At 63.4% G+C, this 18,376-nt stretch carries 22 protein-coding genes; 5 read left to right on the top strand and 17 right to left on the bottom strand.

Features of this window, described 5'->3' with window-relative positions; translation table 11 throughout:
* Position 1: 1 nt before the first annotated feature.
* The 9 genes from VL15_RS42100 to VL15_RS22375 form a co-directional block, all read right to left on the bottom strand.
* Positions 2-139, bottom strand: coding sequence for a hypothetical protein (locus VL15_RS42100; RefSeq protein ID WP_155420278.1), 138 nt, complete (start codon positions 137-139; stop codon positions 2-4).
* Between the two features lie 60 nt (positions 140-199).
* Entirely contained in the window at positions 200-1,873 is a 1,674-nt protein-coding gene (locus VL15_RS22410) for an FAD-dependent oxidoreductase (RefSeq protein WP_048248586.1), read from the bottom strand.
* Between the two features lie 247 nt (positions 1,874-2,120).
* On the bottom strand, positions 2,121-3,311 hold the full coding sequence (locus tag VL15_RS22405; protein ID WP_048248585.1) for an FAD-dependent monooxygenase: 1,191 nt from the start codon (positions 3,309-3,311) through the stop codon (positions 2,121-2,123).
* Between the two features lie 57 nt (positions 3,312-3,368).
* On the bottom strand, positions 3,369-4,001 hold the full coding sequence (locus VL15_RS22400; RefSeq protein WP_080970913.1) for a dTMP kinase: 633 nt from the start codon (positions 3,999-4,001) through the stop codon (positions 3,369-3,371).
* Positions 4,002-4,027: 26 nt separating this feature from the next.
* Positions 4,028-5,134, bottom strand: a complete 1,107-nt coding sequence (locus tag VL15_RS22395; protein ID WP_048248581.1) for a PEP/pyruvate-binding domain-containing protein — start codon at positions 5,132-5,134, stop codon at positions 4,028-4,030.
* Positions 5,131-6,963 (bottom strand): PEP-utilizing enzyme, encoded by a 1,833-nt coding sequence (locus VL15_RS22390; RefSeq protein ID WP_048248580.1) that lies wholly within the window; start codon positions 6,961-6,963, stop codon positions 5,131-5,133. The genes VL15_RS22395 and VL15_RS22390 overlap by 4 nt, the downstream gene beginning before the upstream one ends.
* A 63-nt stretch (positions 6,964-7,026) precedes the next feature.
* The gene (locus tag VL15_RS22385) at positions 7,027-8,166 is read right to left on the bottom strand and encodes a hypothetical protein (RefSeq protein ID WP_155420277.1); all 1,140 of its coding nucleotides are present in this window, start codon (positions 8,164-8,166) and stop codon (positions 7,027-7,029) included.
* Between the two features lie 70 nt (positions 8,167-8,236).
* Entirely contained in the window at positions 8,237-9,058 is an 822-nt protein-coding gene (locus tag VL15_RS22380) for a hypothetical protein (protein WP_155420276.1), read from the bottom strand.
* A 12-nt stretch (positions 9,059-9,070) separates the two neighbouring features.
* Positions 9,071-9,280, bottom strand: a complete 210-nt coding sequence (locus tag VL15_RS22375; RefSeq protein WP_048248574.1) for a hypothetical protein — start codon at positions 9,278-9,280, stop codon at positions 9,071-9,073.
* Between the two features lie 77 nt (positions 9,281-9,357).
* Here VL15_RS22375 and VL15_RS42095 point away from each other — a divergent pair, with 77 nt between their 5' ends.
* The 3 genes from VL15_RS42095 to VL15_RS22365 all read left to right on the top strand — a co-directional run bounded on the left by VL15_RS42095 (position 9,358) and on the right by VL15_RS22365 (position 11,575).
* Complete coding sequence (locus tag VL15_RS42095; RefSeq protein ID WP_155420275.1) at positions 9,358-9,717, top strand: hypothetical protein; 360 nt, start codon at positions 9,358-9,360, stop codon at positions 9,715-9,717.
* 67 nt (positions 9,718-9,784) lie between these two features.
* On the top strand, positions 9,785-10,912 hold the full coding sequence (locus tag VL15_RS39105) for a methyltransferase (protein WP_080970912.1): 1,128 nt from the start codon (positions 9,785-9,787) through the stop codon (positions 10,910-10,912).
* Between the two features lie 12 nt (positions 10,913-10,924).
* Positions 10,925-11,575, top strand: coding sequence for a hypothetical protein (locus VL15_RS22365; protein WP_048248572.1), 651 nt, complete (start codon positions 10,925-10,927; stop codon positions 11,573-11,575).
* Between the two features lie 88 nt (positions 11,576-11,663).
* Here VL15_RS22365 and VL15_RS22360 read toward each other — a convergent pair whose 3' ends face one another.
* Positions 11,664-12,281 carry a PolC-type DNA polymerase III gene (locus tag VL15_RS22360; protein ID WP_048248571.1) on the bottom strand — a complete coding sequence of 206 codons (618 nt, stop codon included), beginning with the start codon at positions 12,279-12,281 and terminating at the stop codon, positions 11,664-11,666.
* A 319-nt stretch (positions 12,282-12,600) separates the two neighbouring features.
* On the opposite strand from VL15_RS22360, the gene VL15_RS22355 reads away from it, so the two are divergent.
* Entirely contained in the window at positions 12,601-13,197 is a 597-nt protein-coding gene (locus VL15_RS22355) for a 2'-5' RNA ligase family protein (protein WP_048248908.1), read from the top strand.
* Positions 13,198-13,200: 3 nt separating this feature from the next.
* On the opposite strand, the gene VL15_RS22350 is transcribed toward VL15_RS22355, so the two are convergent.
* Positions 13,201-13,866 carry a DJ-1/PfpI family protein gene (locus VL15_RS22350; protein WP_196319613.1) on the bottom strand — a complete coding sequence of 222 codons (666 nt, stop codon included), beginning with the start codon at positions 13,864-13,866 and terminating at the stop codon, positions 13,201-13,203.
* A 97-nt stretch (positions 13,867-13,963) separates the two neighbouring features.
* Here VL15_RS22350 and VL15_RS22345 point away from each other — a divergent pair, with 97 nt between their 5' ends.
* Positions 13,964-14,518, top strand: a complete 555-nt coding sequence (locus tag VL15_RS22345; protein WP_048248906.1) for a TetR/AcrR family transcriptional regulator — start codon at positions 13,964-13,966, stop codon at positions 14,516-14,518.
* A 143-nt stretch (positions 14,519-14,661) separates the two neighbouring features.
* On the opposite strand, the gene VL15_RS22340 is transcribed toward VL15_RS22345, so the two are convergent.
* The 6 genes from VL15_RS22340 to VL15_RS22315 all read right to left on the bottom strand — a co-directional run bounded on the left by VL15_RS22340 (position 14,662) and on the right by VL15_RS22315 (position 18,367).
* Positions 14,662-15,111 carry an acetyltransferase gene (locus tag VL15_RS22340; protein WP_048248570.1) on the bottom strand — a complete coding sequence of 150 codons (450 nt, stop codon included), beginning with the start codon at positions 15,109-15,111 and terminating at the stop codon, positions 14,662-14,664.
* Positions 15,112-15,169: 58 nt separating this feature from the next.
* The gene (locus VL15_RS22335; RefSeq protein WP_048248568.1) at positions 15,170-15,661 is read right to left on the bottom strand and encodes an NUDIX hydrolase; all 492 of its coding nucleotides are present in this window, start codon (positions 15,659-15,661) and stop codon (positions 15,170-15,172) included.
* Between the two features lie 51 nt (positions 15,662-15,712).
* Complete coding sequence (locus VL15_RS22330) at positions 15,713-16,597, bottom strand: NAD(P)-dependent oxidoreductase (protein ID WP_048248566.1); 885 nt, start codon at positions 16,595-16,597, stop codon at positions 15,713-15,715.
* A 138-nt stretch (positions 16,598-16,735) separates the two neighbouring features.
* Positions 16,736-17,014, bottom strand: coding sequence for a gamma-butyrobetaine hydroxylase-like domain-containing protein (locus VL15_RS22325; protein WP_048248565.1), 279 nt, complete (start codon positions 17,012-17,014; stop codon positions 16,736-16,738).
* The gene (locus VL15_RS22320) at positions 17,011-18,006 is read right to left on the bottom strand and encodes a HEAT repeat domain-containing protein (RefSeq protein WP_048248564.1); all 996 of its coding nucleotides are present in this window, start codon (positions 18,004-18,006) and stop codon (positions 17,011-17,013) included. The genes VL15_RS22325 and VL15_RS22320 overlap by 4 nt, the downstream gene beginning before the upstream one ends.
* A gap of 115 nt (positions 18,007-18,121) precedes the next feature.
* Complete coding sequence (locus tag VL15_RS22315; RefSeq protein WP_048248563.1) at positions 18,122-18,367, bottom strand: 4Fe-4S dicluster domain-containing protein; 246 nt, start codon at positions 18,365-18,367, stop codon at positions 18,122-18,124.
* Positions 18,368-18,376: the final 9 nt, after the last annotated feature.

Here is an 18,376-nt window from a genome sequence, read left to right as displayed (position 1 = left end):
CTCAGGACTGCTGAACGGTCAGGTCGGGAAAATCGGTCGGCAGCGGAAACACGTCGACGTCCGCCGGCCGCGCAAACAGGGCGGCGCGCTCGTCCGGCACCGCCGCGACGAAATCCGATGTTGCAACCGGGCTCGGCATCCATCGCCAACTCGCACTCCGCGCAGTTGGCGATCTTGTATTGACGCTTGCAATCAGGCGTCAATCGTACAGAGCCAGATACTGATGAAGGGACTGAATAGCGGCAGCGCCTTCTCCGACAGCGGCCGCAACCCGCTTGACCGAGCCGCTGCGAACGTCGCCTACTGCGAAGATGCCCGGTCGGCTCGTCTCCAGATAGTGAGGCGGGCGGTCTGACGGCCACCTGTTGATGGCATCGGGGCCAGTGAGCACAAAGCCGTTCCTGTCCAGCGCAACGCAATCGCCGAGCCACCCCGTATTGGGCTGTGCGCCAAGAAACAGGAAGACGTGCCGGAACGGCTTCGCTTCGATATGCCCCTGCCTGTCCCATATGACGGATTCAAGTTGAGTCTCGCCTTGCAACTCGACGATCTGCGTCCGTACATGAACGGTGATGTTCGCAGCGGCGTCGATCCGCCGGATCAAATAGTTCGACATGCTCGCTTTGAGCCCGTCGCCGCGAATCACGATGTGGACGTGACGCGCAAATCCGGCGAGGAAAACCGCTGCCTGGCCGGCCGAATTTCCGCCGCCGACGATAATCAACTCTTCATTTGCACAGAACGCGGCTTCCATGAACGTTGCGCTGTAATAGACTCCACGCCCCGCAAACTCATCGAGACGGGCCAGCGACGGTTGTCGATAGCGAGCGCCGGTCGCGATGACGACGGCACGGGCATACACGTGCTCGTCGCAATCAAGACGAAGGTGAAAGGGCGGTGCCCCGTGGCATTCGATGCCGAGTGCTTCGATCGGTACACCGACCTCGGCACCGAATTTGCGACATTGAGACAAGCCGCGGCCGGCAAGCGCTTGTCCGGAAATGCCTGTCGGGAATCCGAAGTAATTTTCAATCTTCGAGCTGGTACCCGCCTGGCCACCCGGGGCCTTGGCGTCGAGAACCGCGACTCTCAACCCCTCGGAGGCCGCATAGACTGCGGCCGCAAGACCTGCCGGTCCCGCGCCGACCACGACCACGTCGAACCGTTCGCCATTCAACCTGTCGGGGCTCAGGCCGATCGCATCAGCCACGGCCCGGTTGGTCGGGCGCCTTAGCGTGTTGCCTTGGGATGTGACGAGCACCGGTATGTCAGCGTCTGTTGCGCCATAACGCGCAAGGAGTACCTTTGCTTCCTCATGCTCTTCAAGATCGAAGTAGGCCGAAGGCTGGCCGTTGCGGCTCAGGAAATGCCGCAAACCGAAGGTGGCGGCAGAGGCGGAACTGCCGATGACCAGAACACCCGCATTCTGATCCTGAATGAACGCGACGCGCCGCAGGATATACGCACGCATGATCGTTTCGCTCAGCTCCGCTTCCGAAATGACGAGCGCGCGTAGTGACTCCTCTTCGATAACGATGACTTCGCAATCACTGGTGGCACGCGCTGTCGCCACCGCAGCGCGGCCGGCGAGGGTTCCGACCTCGCCGGTGAAGCTGCCGGGGCCGTGAGTACCGAGCACATGGAGACTGTCTCCAGAGCCTCGCGTCGCCTCGATCGTCCCGGAGAGAATGGCGAACATCGGAATGTGCCGATCGCCTTCGGAGAACAGCACATCGCCCGCTTTCAGTGTGCGCCGTTCGCCGTATCGCTCCAGCAGCGCGAACTGTCTTTCGTTCAGCCTTGGAAAAATCTGATGGTGACGGCTGCCGCCTGCCACCAGTTCTTCGACCTTGCCTGAAGATTTGTCGCTCATGGCGGTGTTCCGAATGGGAGGGCGCACGTTGCGACCCTGGTGAGCCGGTTGTCGAATATCGAGGCGGCGCGAACAATCGGAAAGACGGGGAAAGACGCCGGGCCGCCATATCAGCGCAGATTGTGCGCCTGACTTACGCGAGCAGTAAAGGGTACGAAAAAAGGTGAATCGCCTGGCGCCGTTGTCGGCTGTTCACAGCGCGAACGTATCGCGTGCTGGACCGCGGGCGTGCCGCGGCGTATTCACTTCACGTTTCGTTCGCGCGATAGCTGGTCAAAAGGCTATGCAGCCGTTGACTGAGCGCCGGCGTTTCTTCGACAGGCGTAAAAGCGTCGTGCGTCGCCGTGTGGATCGCCTCGAGCACGATGTCGGGCCCGCCCGCGCGGTCACGCGTGACGATCGCCGCGGTCTTCGGACTGCGCAATGCATCGTATGCGCGCAGGCCGGCAATGATGCCGGCGCCATCGATACATGCCGCGAGCGCCGCGGCGTCGAGGATCGCCTGTCCCGCGCCATTCGATCCGACGGGATACATCGGATGAGCTGCATCGCCCAGCAGCGTGACGCGACGGTCGCTCCACCGCGGCAGCGGATCGCGGTCCGTCATCGGCATTCTCAGGACCTGCGTCGCATTCAGGATGAGCGATCGCACGTCGAGCCAATCGAATTTCCATGAGAAGAATACGTCCGGCACCGAGGTGGGCTCGATGACGGCATGTCGTTCCGCGATCGCGGTTGCGTCGCGCAACTCGAGCACCCAGTTCGCGACGATCTCGTCGGGCGTGTCAGGGTCGCGGACGGGATAGGCGACCAGTTTGCCGGTCTCGATCCGGCCGCAACGCAGCATCGTTTGCTGGTCGAGGAGGGGGAAGCGCTTCGTGATGCCGCGCCACATGACGATGCCCGAAAACCGGAGCGGCGCGGCAACAGGATGGAGCTGCCGGCAGACCGCGGAATGTATGCCGTCGCAACCGACCAGCATGTCGCCGCGCGCGGCGGTGTCGCGGCAGTCGAAATACGCGCGTGCCTCACGCGTGTCCTGTTCGAATCGAACCAGCCGGTGTCCGAACCGGACGGCATCGGCCCCCAGTCGCTGGCGAACCGCATTCAGGAGAATGCGCAGCAACGCCGCACGGTGGATCGAATATTGCGGGAACTCTGCTCCGCTTGCGACGCCCAGCGGTTCGCTCAACAGAATCTGACCGACCGAACTCGCATACACCGACGAGCGAGGCAGCATGGCCGCTTTGCCCAGTTCGGATGCGAGCCCGAGTCGGTGAAGCACGCGCGATGCGTAGGGCAGGATGTTGAGGCCGACGCCCGCGGCGTGCACGGCGGATGTGGCCTCGAATACCTGGCACGCGTACCCGCGCGCATGAAGCTCGAGGGCGAGCGAGAGTCCGCCGATACCTGCGCCGATGACAATGACGGCTGGCATGTGCGATGTGTATCCGGTTCGACAGTCCGATGCCCGTGTTCCGGGCCCGGTGCCCGATCACCTTGCCGGCACCGGCGTGCGGACGCACTCCGGGTGCACGATCTCGACGACCTGCTGGACCAACGCTTCGAGGGGCGCGCGCCCGTCGATGCGCAGCTGCGGGACATCCTCGGCGAGGTGCAGCATGGTGGCCCTGACCAATCGCTGAAACGGGACGAAATCGGCCGGTCGGCCATTGCATTCGAAGAAGTTCATCTCCTGTTTCCGCTGATGCGCGATTTCGATCGGCGTATCGAGGAACAGCACCGCCTCGGGTTTCGGAAGCGATTGGCACACCGAATAGAGGAATGGCGAAGCCATATCCAGGACCTTCATTTTGGCCGCGAACTTGTACCAGTACGAATCCACGATGACCGGTCGGTGCATGGCCAATGCGGGACCGATGATCATGTCGTACTCGAGTGCGGCGAGGTAGCAGAACTGCGCCGCGCGCGAATGGGGGCCCAGGCGTCGCAACGTCTCCGGCGGATCCAGATTCGGCAGCAGATCGGGAAACATCGTGACTGTCGAAAACTGCTTCCAGTGCGCGATCGTGATGTCGGGGTAACGATCGGCAATGGCATTCAGAAGTGTTGTCTTGCCGCTGGCGTCCACCCCCAGGAGGCAAAAGAACTGGCCGGTTTCAAGCATTCGATTCCTCGCTGCGAAGAATGGCCCTACGGTTTCGACATCGGCGGCGGCTGAACCTTGCGCGCGATTCCGTGCAACACATAACCGATTGCACTCGGCTGCACTTCCATGATCTGCGGCGACGTTCGCTTGTTCCAGACGGTTTCCGGCCTGCTTTGCAGAATGACCAGGTCTTCAGGACGAGACCGATGGCGGTCGATTGCCCATTCGATGTCCTGCGGAACGCCGAAGTGCTGTTCGATCCGCTTCGCGATGCGCGCCAGCGCGATGATCTCGTCCGTGTCGAGACAGGCGGTTCGTTGTTTTTCGGCGGGAATCGCCACACGGCGGACCCGATCCTTTTCATGATCGATCGCGTATTCGACGTGCTTCGACGACAGATGTCGTTCGATGACTTCCAGCGTGACCTTGTCGACCACGTAGCGATCGGGCGTGGCCTCACCGGTGACGACACTTTCTCCCAGGCCCCAGTTGGCTTCGATCACGATCTTCGAGCGATCGCCGTTGGCGGGATTCAGCGTGAAAAGGACGCCGGCCGATCGGGCGTCGACCATTTTCTGTACGCCGACACCGATCAACGCGTTTTCGTGCGGAAAACGCACCTTCTGCCGGTAAGCAATGGCCTGAGGCGTGAAGAGGCTGGACCAGCATTTCCGGATCCTGCCCAGCACGTTATCGGCACCGCGTACCCACAGGTAGGTCTCCTGCTGTCCGGCAAAGCTGCTGTGCGCGAGGCATTCGGCAGTTGCGCTCGAGCGTACGGCGACAGGAAGATTGGCGATTCCGAAGTCGCTGGATAGCGTTGCATAAGCGTCGGCAATCGCGACTTCGAACGCTCGCGGAATCTCGATGGATTCGATCAGCCGTCGTATCGCGCGGCTCGTATTCGTCAACGATGCGAGATCGTCGACGACGATGCGGGCCAGCAACCTGTCGAGCGCGTGCCTCGCGGGTTGATCGAGAAACGCTGAGTACACGTCGGTCGCGACGGCGAAACCCGCCGGAACCGGAAAGGCGGCGCGCGTCAGTTCGCCCAGCCTCGCATTTTTTCCGCCCACATGGGCGAGCAGCGCGAGGCTGCATTCGGAGAGCGGGCGGATCCATGCCCCCGCGTCGTTCGACGGCGATGTCATGAGAGGATCTGCACCGTTCCCGCATCGCCATTGACGCGGATGCGCTGTCCGGTCTTGATCAGCCGGGTCCCGAATCCGGTGCCGACGACCGCCGGCAAGCCATACTCGCGCGACACGATGGCGGCATGGCACATCACGCCGCCGACGTCCGACACGGTGGCCTTGATCCGGCCGAAGACGGGGGCCCAGCTGGGCGAGGTGACCGGGCACACGAGGATCTCGCCGGGCTGGACTTCGTTGAGCTGCTCGGTGCGATTGATGACGCGAACCGGTCCCTCCACGATGCCGGGCGACGCCGCGCAGCCCTTCAGCTCCCGTTGCTCGCCGTCGGCGGACTCGATTCCGAGCCAGTTGATGACGGTCTCCTGGGTGATGCCCCAGAGCATGATCATGAGTGGGTCCGTGATCGATTCGGGCGGCGTTCCCAGCGCGGGCGGCGGGGACGACTGGCGAAACCGCTGGTAGATCTCGCGGCGCTGCGCGATCTCGTCGGGCCAGATGCGCGGCCCTCTTGCGTCGGCACCGACCGACCAGGCGGCGATCAGGTCGTAAAGCGCTGCCTGGATTTCGTATCGGTTCAGGAAGAAGAGGTCGTCCGTCGATGCGATGAAGCCATGCTGAGCGAGGATCTTCCCGAACTCGCGCATCTTTTGCCAGAAGACGGTGTGGTGCCAATGTTCGACGAAGAAGTTATGGTTCTCGACATACGGATACACCGTTCGGGCCAGGTTCAGCAGATCCGCGAACACCTTCGCGTCCTCGTCGTTTTTCACGAGCTGCGCATATTCGGTCGTGATGCGGTCGCGTTCGCTGCGAATGGCGTCGAGGGGGCGTTCGATGGTCTCGCCTTGTTCGAGCTTCTCGACATAGCTGCGCAGCGCGACGAACGGAAAGGAAAGGTCGTCGATCCAGCTGCGATCGTGATGATAGAAACCCGTGCCGGTGGAGAAATTGAACCAGGGCTGCTTCGCTTCTTCCAGCGCGTCGCACCATTGCCTGCCGTTCTCCGTTTCCTGCAGGTCGGCGAGTATCTTCGACGGCGGCGCGGCTTGCTTGACGACGGGCGCGATGTCGAGCGCGATGGCAAGGTGCGCGAGCTTCCTCAATTCGTCGTCCGGACGGAAGAGCAGGACGTCGATCCCGGACACCATCTGCGCGACGCTCTGGTCGGAAATGCCCGGAAAGGCCTGCTTGCAGAATTCCAGAAAGGTCAGGTAGGCGGCGTAGCCGAGATTCAGCATCTCGAAATGGTATTGCCAGACCTTGAGCAGGTTTTCGATGGTGCGGTTGTAGGCTTCGAGCAAATGGTAGCCCGAGGCCACGCCTTGACCTTCGGTGACGACGGCCTCCGCTTCGAGTTCGGGCAGATCGCGGATCTCGATCGCTGCGAGCGCTTCGATATGGGCGCGGGTCTTGCGCAGCCACTGCTCATAGAGTTCGTCCCAGTGCTCGAAGTAATATCCGGCGCGCCGTGTGAAATGTTCGGTGCGTTGCTCGATCAACGCAGGGTCGGTGACGGAGGTCGGGCTCAGATACAGGTATCCGTTCACGATGCGCTGGTCGATACCGAGCGCGGACGGCATCACGAAGACACGCGTGTTGTACTGCGATAACGCGACCCAGATGGCTTCGCAGATGATCGCGTCGAATGGGTACAGCGGCTCGGCATGATGTATCCGGTCCGCAAACCAGAACCGGCTTTCCTCGGAGGCCCGGCGTTCGTCACTGAAGACGTGATAGTACGGATAGAGCCGTTGCCAGCCTTCGCATCCCGGTGGCACCGCGACTTCGAACGGACTCGGGAATTTCCCGCGCGACGAACGGTTCATGGTCGATCCTTGGTTCGCGTTGCCAGGTGGAGGCAACGGGCAGCCATCCCGTTACCGTGCGGATCAGGTCGCAGCAGTCAGGCCCGCGTCGCCGAGCGCGTGCAGCACGCGATCGATCATCCCTGCCGTTTCGCTGCTCTTCGTCCCGCACACGTGCGCTTGCGCTTCTTCGTCGGTCGTGACACCGTCGAACAGGAAGACGAGCGCGGCTTCCTGTGCGGACAGGGTCACGACCGTGCCGAATTCATTCAGTCGTGCGAACTTCATCGCATCGTTCGAAAACGAGAAATCGACGTCGAACTCGAGGGACGGAAGGGGACGCGCGGTCGTCGGTGGATCGGTCCCGATTCCATCATGAGCTTGCGGCACGTCGAATCGTTTCCCGCTCACCGAGCATTCGGCCCATAGAAATGCGGCGCGGGCGAACGCGGCGATGCGCCGCGCGTAGGCCAGCGACGAGGTCCTGTCCGGATATTCGGGCGTGCGCTGCAAATGCCAGAGCAGGTCCGCGGCGCTCAGGCCCGTGGGTCGGCCGAGGAGTTCGTGTTCCCATCCGGATGGCAACTGACCCAGCGTGCGGTTGCGCCACTTGGACAGCGGATTGGTCCGGCCGTAGCCGGCCAGCAGCGCGTCGACCGCGTGGCCCAGCAATTTCTGCGCGGCGAACACCAGCGTGCGATAGTCGCCGGTTTCTTCATAGCCCACCATGTCGATCTGGATCGTTCTCCCGGCGTGGCGTGCGACTTGCAGCTTGAGCCTGGCGAGCGCGGCCTCGGACGGCCGAAACGTGGCGTCGGAGCGCGTCGCCGACGGGCTGCGCAGAAGTTGCCCATGACGTAGGCGGTGAAGCAGCAGACGCTCGTCGAACGTAAACTTCGCGGTATCGGAAACATCCCAGGGCTGGCGGGACCAATCGTCGAGACGATGGATCAGGCTCTCGATCACGGTATCCGGAAAGATCCGGACGTCCACCACGCATTTGCCCAGCGCCCAGATGACCTCGTCCCGCGGTGGCAGCGCGGACACCGGGCGGGCGGTGATCAGGAGCACGTCGAGGTCGGACTTGCGGCTTCCCATGCCTTCGGCCAGCGAACCGACCGCCAGGAGGATGTCGTCGTCCTCGAGTCCGACCATGTCGGCAATACTCGTGCGGACGGACGGCAAGTCGGTCTCCCCCAAATGCAGAAATTCTTCCACATTCATTTCTTTTCCCGTTGCGCGAGTGTTTTGTTCTGGGTGGAACGGCGTGCCGATTCGAAACGATCTGCCCGGGTCAGTCGAATACCTTCTTGTCCAGTTCCTGCATGGTGATTTCGTTGAAGTCGTGGAATCGCTTCTGGAACAGGCCGCGTATCTTGCCGGCGGCGATATGCGTGGCGTGTTGTTCGATCAACATGCCGGTATACGCGACGTGACTCAGCTCGTCGCGCAGCAGCGTATCGAGCAGCTTCACGACCTGCGGCAGCGTTGTGGGCGGGCAGTGGGCGCTGAGCGCATCGCGCTGCAACAGGTGATGGATCGTCGTTCTGATCTCGGCGATATTCATCTGGATGAAATCGTCGACGGTGGGTGGCCTTCCGTAAGGTGACCCTTCGACCACGAACAGCGATTGCGCCATCGAGTAGCCCGGCGAGAGCTGTCGCAGTTCGGTGCGAAACGCCGGACTGACGGCGCCGGGAAAGGTCAGGTCCAGCAGCTTCAGATAGAACAGCGCATGACCCGATTCGTCGACCGCGTGGCGTTTGAGGAGCTGCTGTTCCTCCGCATCCTCGGCACACGCCGCCATCGACCACAGGCGAGTCGCACCGTCGCCTTCGCGCTCGGCATTCGTGATCAGCGATGTCGCCAGCCATTGTTTGCTTTGCGACGCGCCACGGTAAGCCGCCGCATAGGCGCGCGCGCCGTAGGGAGGATCATCTTCCAGTGCGGCTTCCAAAGCCGACAAATAAGTCGGGCACCGATCGTCGAGACCCGACTGGGACAAAGCGACCCTCGCGGCGATGTAGATCCGTTCGCTGGTCTCATCGGCATCCAGCAATGCGTCGATAGGCGGCCCGTCTGGTGACGGCACAGGCGTGGAGCCAGCGAGCATCATCGCACGTTCACCTTAAAGAGATTGGGAGCAAGGATCGAACGGCGCGTTGAGTGCAACGAACGCGCGATCGGCGTTAGGGAATTTCGCCGCGATTGCGTCGAGCGTTTCCTGATCGAGCACCAGCTTTCCGTTTTTGATGTGGCCGGAAAGCACGATGCCGAGCCGATTTTCCTCGATTCTCTTGGCGGCATCGAGTACATCGTCTTTATCGTATTGCGACATGTTTTTCCCCTTTTTCGAGTAATTGACGTCACGCGCTTGGAATAAGTTGGCCTTGGCGCGTTTAACTAAGCTAATTCATGGCGGGTCTTTGTCAAGAAGATTTGATTGCCGGTTTCGGTGCCGGATTGATGCCTGTGAAATTGCGTTTTTTGCGGAATGAACGAGAGGACTGTTCATGGTTTTTAAAATTTAGAATGGGTATTTCTGACCGAAGGTCGCTTTGTCGTAAGCCGTTCGATAGCGGTGCGAAAGACGCGCCATCGGCGGAAGTCGGGGTGACAGGAAGCCGAGTGGAATGGTTTAAGCAGCTTATACATAATCCGGAGATTGTCTGGATTGTGCATCGGTATATGGATCGATTTTTAATCGCGCTTTTAATTTCGGATTTTCAAGTGACGGATCGGGTCGGTGCAACTATTATGGGAATCGATCGGTAATCGTCGGCATGTTCGATTGAGCACCCGCACGAGTGTGGTGCACGAAACGCAACCAAAGGCACGCGCGATGGAACATGATTTTCAGAGCGTCGATTCGGAATGCTGCAGGGGGGACGGGGAACGCTTCGATCTGGGATTGCTTGCGGATGGGTTGGCGAGATCGGGATACGGAGAATTTGTCGCCAACTTCGATCCGCTCGTACCGCGGCCGAATGCCTGGCGGGCCTGCCGGGAATCCATTCCCGTTTCGCTGCGGCCGGTGGTCGATTTATTCCTGATGAACGAACCGGTGGAAGCGGATGAAATTCCTGCTTCCCTTCAGGCATTGCTTCCGGCGTTGACGGACATCGGACTGATTGTCGCGCTCGCCGGGAACCGGATCGCGACGCCGGGGCTCGTGATCTTGCCCGTCTGGGGCAACTGGTTGGTTTGCGAGCGGCCCGGCCCCAATCCCGCGTTTTACTTCGGTGAGGATTCCATCGCGTTGCTCGCGCGCATGCTGCCGCGCAGCGGCGGGGATTGCCTGGATTTATGCACGGGTCCCGGCTTGCACGCGGTGCACTGCGCGCGGTTCGCGAGAAGCGTCGCGGCCGTCGAGATCGATGAGACGGCGGCCCGGCTGGCACGGATCAACGCGCGCCTGAATCGCGTTGCCGATCGCGTCGACGTGTTTTGCGGCGACCTTTATCAGCCTGTCATGGGGCGGCGGTTCGACACGATCGTCGCGAATCCTCCGCTGCTGCCGTATCCGGACGCACTGCCGGCCCCGCGGGTCGGATACGCCGGCCCGGACGGGTTTCGCATCATCGGACGCATCCTGGAAGGGTTGCCGCATGCGCTGCGTGATGGCGGCGCTGCCCAGATCATCGGGATGACGCTCAGCGATGGGCGCCTGCCGGTGATCGTTGACCGATTGGATGGCATCGCGAAGGAATCGGACATGGCGATCCGTTGCAGCGCGCTGTCCCACCAGCGGCTCATGTCGGGCGACGCGTACTTCGATCTCGTCGCCGGCAGCATGATGCACGCGTCCGGACAGCGGGCGTCGCTCGTCGAGGATGCGCTGCGGACGATGCTGGCGAGTCAGAAGTGCAGCCATCTCTGCACTTTTTTTCTGCACGTGGTGCCGGGCAACGGGCAGTTCGATCTCGTCGACGTGTCGCGACCCGATCGCCCGGGATTCTGGTACATCTGACAAAGGGCCGATATGGCGACACTGGTCAAGATCGGGGGCAGTCTCATTCCGGCGCACGTCGAGCCGCTGTGTTCGTCGCTTCGCGAGGTCGCCAGCGATCACCACATCCTCGTGATCGCCGGCGGTGGGCAGCTCGTCGATGTGTTGCGCTCGTACCGGAAGACACTGACGCTGAGCGATGAAACGGCCTATTCGATGGCGATTCTCGCGATGGAGCAGCATGCCTGCCTGGTGGCGGAGATAGGCGGATTCACGGTGTCCCGTTCACTGCGGGAACTGATGAAACGGCAGGCTGTTCCGCAGGTCTTCGCGCCGTCCGACGTGCTTCTGAATTTGCCGATCAATGACGATATTCATATCGACCGGATGACGTCGGACACGATTGCGGCGTTTGTTGCGGGTTGGCTGGGCGCCGATCTGATCATCGCGACCGATACCGACGGCATATACAGTGCCGATCCCGCTGTCGTCCCGGATGCGATGTTTCTCGAACGCGTGCGCGCTTGCGATCTGATGCATCCGACATCGGTCGATGCCGAAGCCGTACGGATGATACGCCGCTGGAACGTCAGGACCTGGGTGATGAACGGGACCGTGCCGGATCGGCTGGTGAGATATATGCGTGGCCAACCGGTAAGGGGGACGGAGATCGTGCCCGACTGACGGTTAAGTGTCGTCGGTTCGCGCGCCGCGAACGCGAATCACGAGAGCGTGCGCAACGCTACCCGTCGTCGATTTCGACTGCCCGATCTCATGCGTGCGTTCGACCGAGCGAACGCAAGTACGTCGGCACGTTCGCCTTGGTCGTCGTCTGGACCCGCGTCATGAGCGCGTGATCGATACGATCCAGTCCGTACGTCCGGGCAATGTCGTGCTGCAACCGGCACCACAGATGGCCGGCCATCTCGGCGTCGACCATCGCCCGGTGTGCACGGCCCGTTTTGGGCAACTGCAGCAGGTCGGCCAAGGTCGACAGGCGGTGACTCTGCGCGTGCGGGTAGATGCGTCTCGCCACCAGCATCGTGCAGGCAAAGGAATGCTCGGCCGGCATGTCGAGCAGCCCGAGCTCCGCCTGCCAGAACCGTTTGTCGAAACCGGCGTTGTGCGCCACGACGGCATGCTTGCCGACGAACGCCGCCGCTTCTTTCATGACTTTCGACGCCGGGGGAGCCGTTGCAATCATGTCGTTCGTGATGCCGGTCAGCGCGACGACATCGGACGGGATGCGTCTGCCTGCGTTCATCAGACTCTGGAAACGGTCGACGACCTGGCCGTCGCGTAGAAGGATGACGGCGATTTCGGTAGCACGGTCGCCCAGATTCGGCGAAAGCCCGGTTGTTTCGAAGTCCAGTACCGCGACGGTTTGCATGGTTGAATCCTGTTACTTCATGCGGTGTTGTTTGGTTTGGCCGAGAGGTTAGCATCTTCGGGCCGGTGAAAGGCGCGTTCAGCCCGAGACACGATCGTTTTCGCCATTTCACCGTTCGCGACCTTGTGCCACGGGTTTGCTGTCGACGTCCAGTTCCAGAACCGGGCATTGACGCGTTGATACCCGGTCCAGCGGTCGGTGCATCGTTGGCAGCGTGCCGCATCGGATGATGCGGGGGCCCGGCAGGGATATCAGCCGGGGGGTGTTTTTCGATTAACGACAATGAAGACGTTGCCGTCGGCGTATCTGCAATATGGCCTTGACCCAACTGACGCTGCCCGGATTCGACGTACCGCCACCGGTTCCCGAGCATCGCTTTTTCTTCGCGGCGATGCCCGATCCGGCCACGGCTGAAAATATCGTCGGGATGACTGAGCGCTTGCAGTCCGGGAAGCCGGGGAAGGGCCGGGTGCTGCACACGGCGCGTCTGCATGTCACGCTGCACACACTGGGCGATTTTGCTTATGTGCCATACGCCACCATCGCGCGTGCATGTGCCGCGGCGGATCGCATTGATGTGCCGTCGTTCGGCGTCACCTTTGATCGGCTCCTCAGCTTCAATGGGCGGCCGGGCAATCAGCCTCTGGTGCTGACCGGGAGCGCAGGGCTGGACATACTGATCGACTTTCAGCAGCAACTTCGAGATGCGCTGAGAAAGGCAGGCCTGCGTGTTTCAGGCGCGCGGTTCACGCCCCACCTGACGTTGTTGTACGGCGAGCGCAGGCCCGAGCAGTACAAGATCGACCCGATTACCTGGACCGTCCGCGAATTCGTCCTGATCCACAGTTGGCTCGGCAGGACGCACTACGATGTAATAGGGCGCTGGCCGCTGACGATCGGCAGTGCCGCGGTCTGATCGTCACGCTGGAAGCCCGCTTCTTCCTTCGAACATCCGGATCGAGCCCGTGGTTTGCCCCGCACCCTGCCTGATGCTGAATTCGATCAGATTCTCGTAAATCTCCCGTTGTCCGGCAGGCAGCACGGGCCGCAAGGTCTCGCGTCGCTTGTCCGCGTCGAACATCGATTCCACCAGCCATCCCGTCAGATAGACTGCCGCAAGGCATCCGCCTGCGGTCGCGACGTTGCCGCGACACACGAGCGGCTGGTCCAGTGCCTGCAGTCCGCGTGCCAGTAGACCGTTTCGCGCGTCGGGATGGGTTGTTGCCTGGCCGTCCGGCAACAACCCGAGCTGTTCGAGAATAAAGGCTCCGGCGCAAATCGACCCGATGCGCTGGCGTGCCGGATCGAGATCGAACGACGGCAGGAAATCCGGGTTCGCCAGCGCGGCCGGTATCCCTTGCTTGCCGCTCGAGAACAGGACCGCGTCGGTGCGATTGGCATCCGACAGTGGGCCATGAACGGGAATGGGCAGGCCATGCGCGGAATGCAGCACCGGCTGCGCACCGAGAATCCGAACGCGCCAGTCCGTGGTGTTGCGGCCGAGAATGTCCCACATCAGGAACAGGTCGATATCGGTGAACTGGTCGAATGCGACGAGAGCGATGTCTTTCAACGCGAACTCCATGAGTAAGCGGCACCATGCCGGAAGCGGCGGCGGCCGTGATAGAGTTCGCAGCCTATCTGTCCATGCCGCACCATACACAGCCTGTATGGCGATGCCGATGAGCAAACTGACTCGAAACGACTGGATTGCAGCGGGCTTCGATGCCCTCGACGGAGAAGGGTATGCGGGCATTTCAGCCGAGAGCCTCGCGCGACGGCTGAACGTCACCCGCGGATCGTTCTATCACCACTTCCGCAATCGCGAAGACTTCGTCCGGACGCTGCTGACCGCGTGGGAGGACGACTACACGGCGCGCATGCTCGCCTACGCGGCGGACGGCCGCAGCGTGGGCGACACGCTGACGCGCTACCTGCGCATCGCAGCGGAGAAGCGGCCGGGACGCGAAGTGGCGATCCGCGCGTGGGCGCTGCACGACCCGCTCGTGGCGGAATTCCAGCAGCGCGTCGATGCCACGCGTCTGGCATTCGCGGTCGAGACGTCGCGTCGGTGGGTTCGCATGCCGGGTGAAGCCGAGATCGTGGGGCAGGTTGCACACCTGTGTCTGATCGGCGGCCAGCAGGCCGGGCTGCGGCGCGACGCCGAGCGGTTCAACCGCTTCATGCAGCGCGCGTTCACGGCCGTCGAGAGCATGCTTCCGCGTCGGCGCGCGTAACGGTGCGAGGTGCGCGATACCGGTGATGCATGGATTGCACGGGTATCGTTGAACGGGGGGCGAGCGAGTGCGTCGACCCGTTCGGTGCGTGGTTCACGCGAAGCGCTTCAGGCGATGCGGTGACGCGCTTTCCCCAAGTCTCGTCAGACGCGAGCGCCACCGCGATAACGCAGGTGGATCAGCGGATAGGGCCGCCCCTGTCCGTCGAGCGCCGACCGCCCGCAGCGCTCGAATCCGAGCCTTTCATAGAATTCCGCCGCCAGTTCGTTCTGCTCGTTGACGTCGGTCGACAGGTCGGGATGGCGCTTGAGCGCTTCTTCCACCAGCAGGCGCCCGACCCCTTTGCCATGGTGAGCGGGGTCGATGAACAGCGCTTCCATGTGACTGCCGTCGAGCAGCATGAAGCCGATCGGCCGATCGGTTTCGTCGACGGCCAGATCGAGCGGCGCGACGGGTAGAAACATTACGACTTCGGATTCGATCGCGCGACGGTCGTCGGCGCTCAGGAAGTGGTGCGTTGCATCGACCGCGCTGCGCCAGATGTCCAGCACGCGTGTGCCGTCGGCCTCGGTGGACTTGCGAATTCGGATCATGGTTTGACGTGGGGTGATTCGGGGATTCGGAGGACGACGCGTGACAGACGGCGATGATTCAAGTGGGTTGTCGCTGCTGCCCGCCGCGAAGGGTTTCGGCCCGCTCGATCGCCCGTCGCGCGACGTCCTGCATCCCCGCGCTCATCGGCAGATCGTCCCGGTCGAGTTCGGCGAGATCGAACCAGCGCGCCTCGAGCGCATCGTCGCCCGCAACGGGCGTGCCGCGCAACCATCTGCACAGCACGGCGACCAGCACGTAATGCTGGCGCAGGCCGCCGGCGGCGTCATGATCGAACGCATCCAGCGCGGTGAACACGTCCAGCGCGTCGACGTCGATCGAGGTCTCCTCGGCGATCTCGCGCACGGCGGCGTCCGCGACGGTTTCTCCCGATTCGATCTTGCCGCCGGGAAATCCCCAGCAGCCTGCGTCGGGCGGATTCGCTCGGCGCACCAGCAGCACGTCGCGTTCCCGAAGAACGACGCCGATCACGGCGGGAACGGCGCGTACGGGCGGCGCGGCACCGGTCGGGAGGCGAGACGAATCTGACATGACGGCGCTACCTGGAAGAGGGTTCGCACGCACGCGAGGGCCGGCGAGAGTTCATCGCGCATCCTCGGTACGCTGCTCGATCGCGCGGATCACGGCGACCATGTCGTCCGATCCGTGTCCGGCCTGCTCGGCCTCGCGGTAGAGCGCGTGGCAGATGTCGAGCAGCGGCGACGCGATGCCGATGTTGCGCGCGGATTCGGCGACGAGGCGCGCATTCTTCAGCACGTCGGTGATCGCGGCCTGCACCGAGAAATCCTGTTCGACGAGCTTGCCGAGCTTCACGCGCGACACGTCGCTCGCCATCGGGCCGGCGTTCAGCACGTCGGCGAAGCGCGCGAGGTCGATACCGTGCCGTTGCGCGAAATGCGTGGCTTCGGTCAGGCCGGTGGCCATCGTGATCAGGAACAGGTTGACGGCGAGCTTCATCGTCAGCGCCGACGGCACGTCGCCGCACACGAAGCTGTCGCGGCACAGCGGCTTCATGAGTGGGCGGATTGCATCGACGTCGTCCGGCGCGCCGGCCAGCATCACGACGAGCTGGCCCGCTTCGGCCGGCTTGCGCGAGCCCGACACGGGCGCCTCGACATAACGACCCGACGCGGCGACGATCTCGTCGGCCAGCGCGCGCGAGTACTCGGGCGACGTGGTGCCCATGTTCACGATCACGTGCCCGGCGACACGATGACCGAAATCGGGCGTGCCGCGTCCGAGGACGGTGTCGATCGCGGCGTCGTTCGCGAGCATCAGGATCACGGTGCGGCAGGCTGCGAACACGTCGTCCGGACGTTCCGCGACGCGCGCGTCGGCGTCGCGCAGCGCATCGTCGCTGCCGTGCGAACGGCTCCACACGACGAGCGGCGTGCCGGCCCGTGCAAGATTGAGCGCCATCGGCGTGCCCATCACGCCGAGGCCGATGAATCCGACTGCCGTTTGCATGTGCTTGCTCCCGCGATGGATCGAGACGATCGTGGGCGTCAGTATCGCAGCGTTTCTGCGCGTCTGCCATCTTGCCCGCGCGGCTGCGGGAGGCGCGTCAGGGGCGCGACGGCGGTTGCTTCGTCGCGCCGTCTCACGCTACGTCATATCCGCCAGATACGGCCACGGATAGATGCCGCGCGCATGACCGTCGCCGAACACGAGGCGGATGCCGTAGCCGGCCGCTTCCACGCCGTCCAGTGTCAGATCGGGCCGCGCATCGACACGGCCACCGGCGAGCCGGATCCTTCGGCATTCCGCGCACGGGCAATCGCGGCGCAACTGCGCATAGCCGATGCGCTGCGTGTCGCCGTCCGGCCAGCGGAGTGTCAGTGCGCGAGCCGGATGATCGAGTGCGATTTCGGTCGGCGAGATCATCGCGCAGCCTCGTCGATTTGCCGGATCGCGATCCGCACGGCCTTGCGTACCTCGGGATCGCGGTCCTCGAGCGCGTCGGCCAGCGCGGGCAGCGCCGCACGGTCGCGCAATTCGCCGAGCGCAAGCGCGGCTTCCTTGCGCAGATTGCTGATCGCATGCGAGAGCAGCACGACGATCGCCGGTGCCGCGGCGGCATCGCGCAGTTGCCCGAGTGCCCGCGTGGCGCGCAAGCGCACCTGCCAGTAATCGTCGCCGAGCGCTGCGACGAGCGCCTCGCGTGCGTCTGCGATGCGCAGCTTGCCGAGCGTGGCGGCCGCTTCCTCGCGCACCTGCCATTCGCGGTCGCGCAGCGCGGCGAGCAGCGCGCCGACGACGGCTGCATCGTCGGGCGTCGCGAACCCGATCGCGCCGACCGCGGCGCGCCGCACGTCCGCATCGGCATCGGTTGTCGCGATTCGGGCGAGCGGCGGCAGCGCATGCGGCGTCTTGAGCCAGCCGAGCACCGCGACGGCTTCGGCGCGTACGGCCGCGGATTCGGCATCGAGCGCGTGCAGCGCGGGCGCGAACGCATCGGGCACGCGCAACTCGCGCAATCCGTGCAGCACGGCGCCGCGCACGAACGGCTCGGTCCGGTCGGCCCAGCGGCACAGCACGGGGCCCGATGTGGCGTCCTTGAGTTCGGACAGGCTCTGCGCCGCGGCGGCGCGCACGCCGTCGCCCGGGTCGAGCAACGCGCCGCACAGCGCGTCGACGACGTCGGGCTGTTCCCACGCACCGAGCACACGGGCCGCTTCGCCGCGCACGTCGGCCGACGGATCGTCGCGCAGCGCCGCGACGAACGCAGGTACGAGCCCGGGGTCCCCGAGATCGGCGAGTTCGAACAGCGCAATGCGGCGCACGGACGCGTCGGGCGCGGAGAGGCGGGCGACGAGCGCGGCAAGATCCGGATCGTGCGTGCCGGGCAGTGGGGCGGAGGAAGAGAAAGCGGTCATGGGCAAAAGGTCGGTTCGATGAAAGGGCGGCTGCTCACGGAAATGCGGTGCACAGGCGGCGTGGCATGGCGATGTGCGAGCCGTCACGTCGTCGATGCACGGTCCGCGTGCCCGGTCAGCGCAGCAGGTAAGGGATGTCGACCTTGACGGCACCGGTCGGGCAATCGCGCTCGCACGGCATGCAGTACCAGCATTCGTCGAACTGCATGTACGCCTTGCCTTTGGTCACGTCGATCGCAAGCAGGTCGAGCGGGCACACGTCGACACAGACGGTGCAGCCCTTGTCGGCGATGCACAATTCCTCGTCGATCGTGACGGGCGCGCTGCTGCGCAGGAAGATGTCGTGCGGGGTATGGGGCAAGGTAGGGCT

The organism is Burkholderia cepacia (assembly GCF_001039005.1).
Taxonomy (GTDB): Bacteria; Pseudomonadota; Gammaproteobacteria; order Burkholderiales; family Burkholderiaceae; genus Burkholderia; species Burkholderia theae.
The sequence above is the reverse complement of the archived record's forward strand: the minus strand, read 5'-3'. Positions and strand labels throughout refer to the sequence as shown.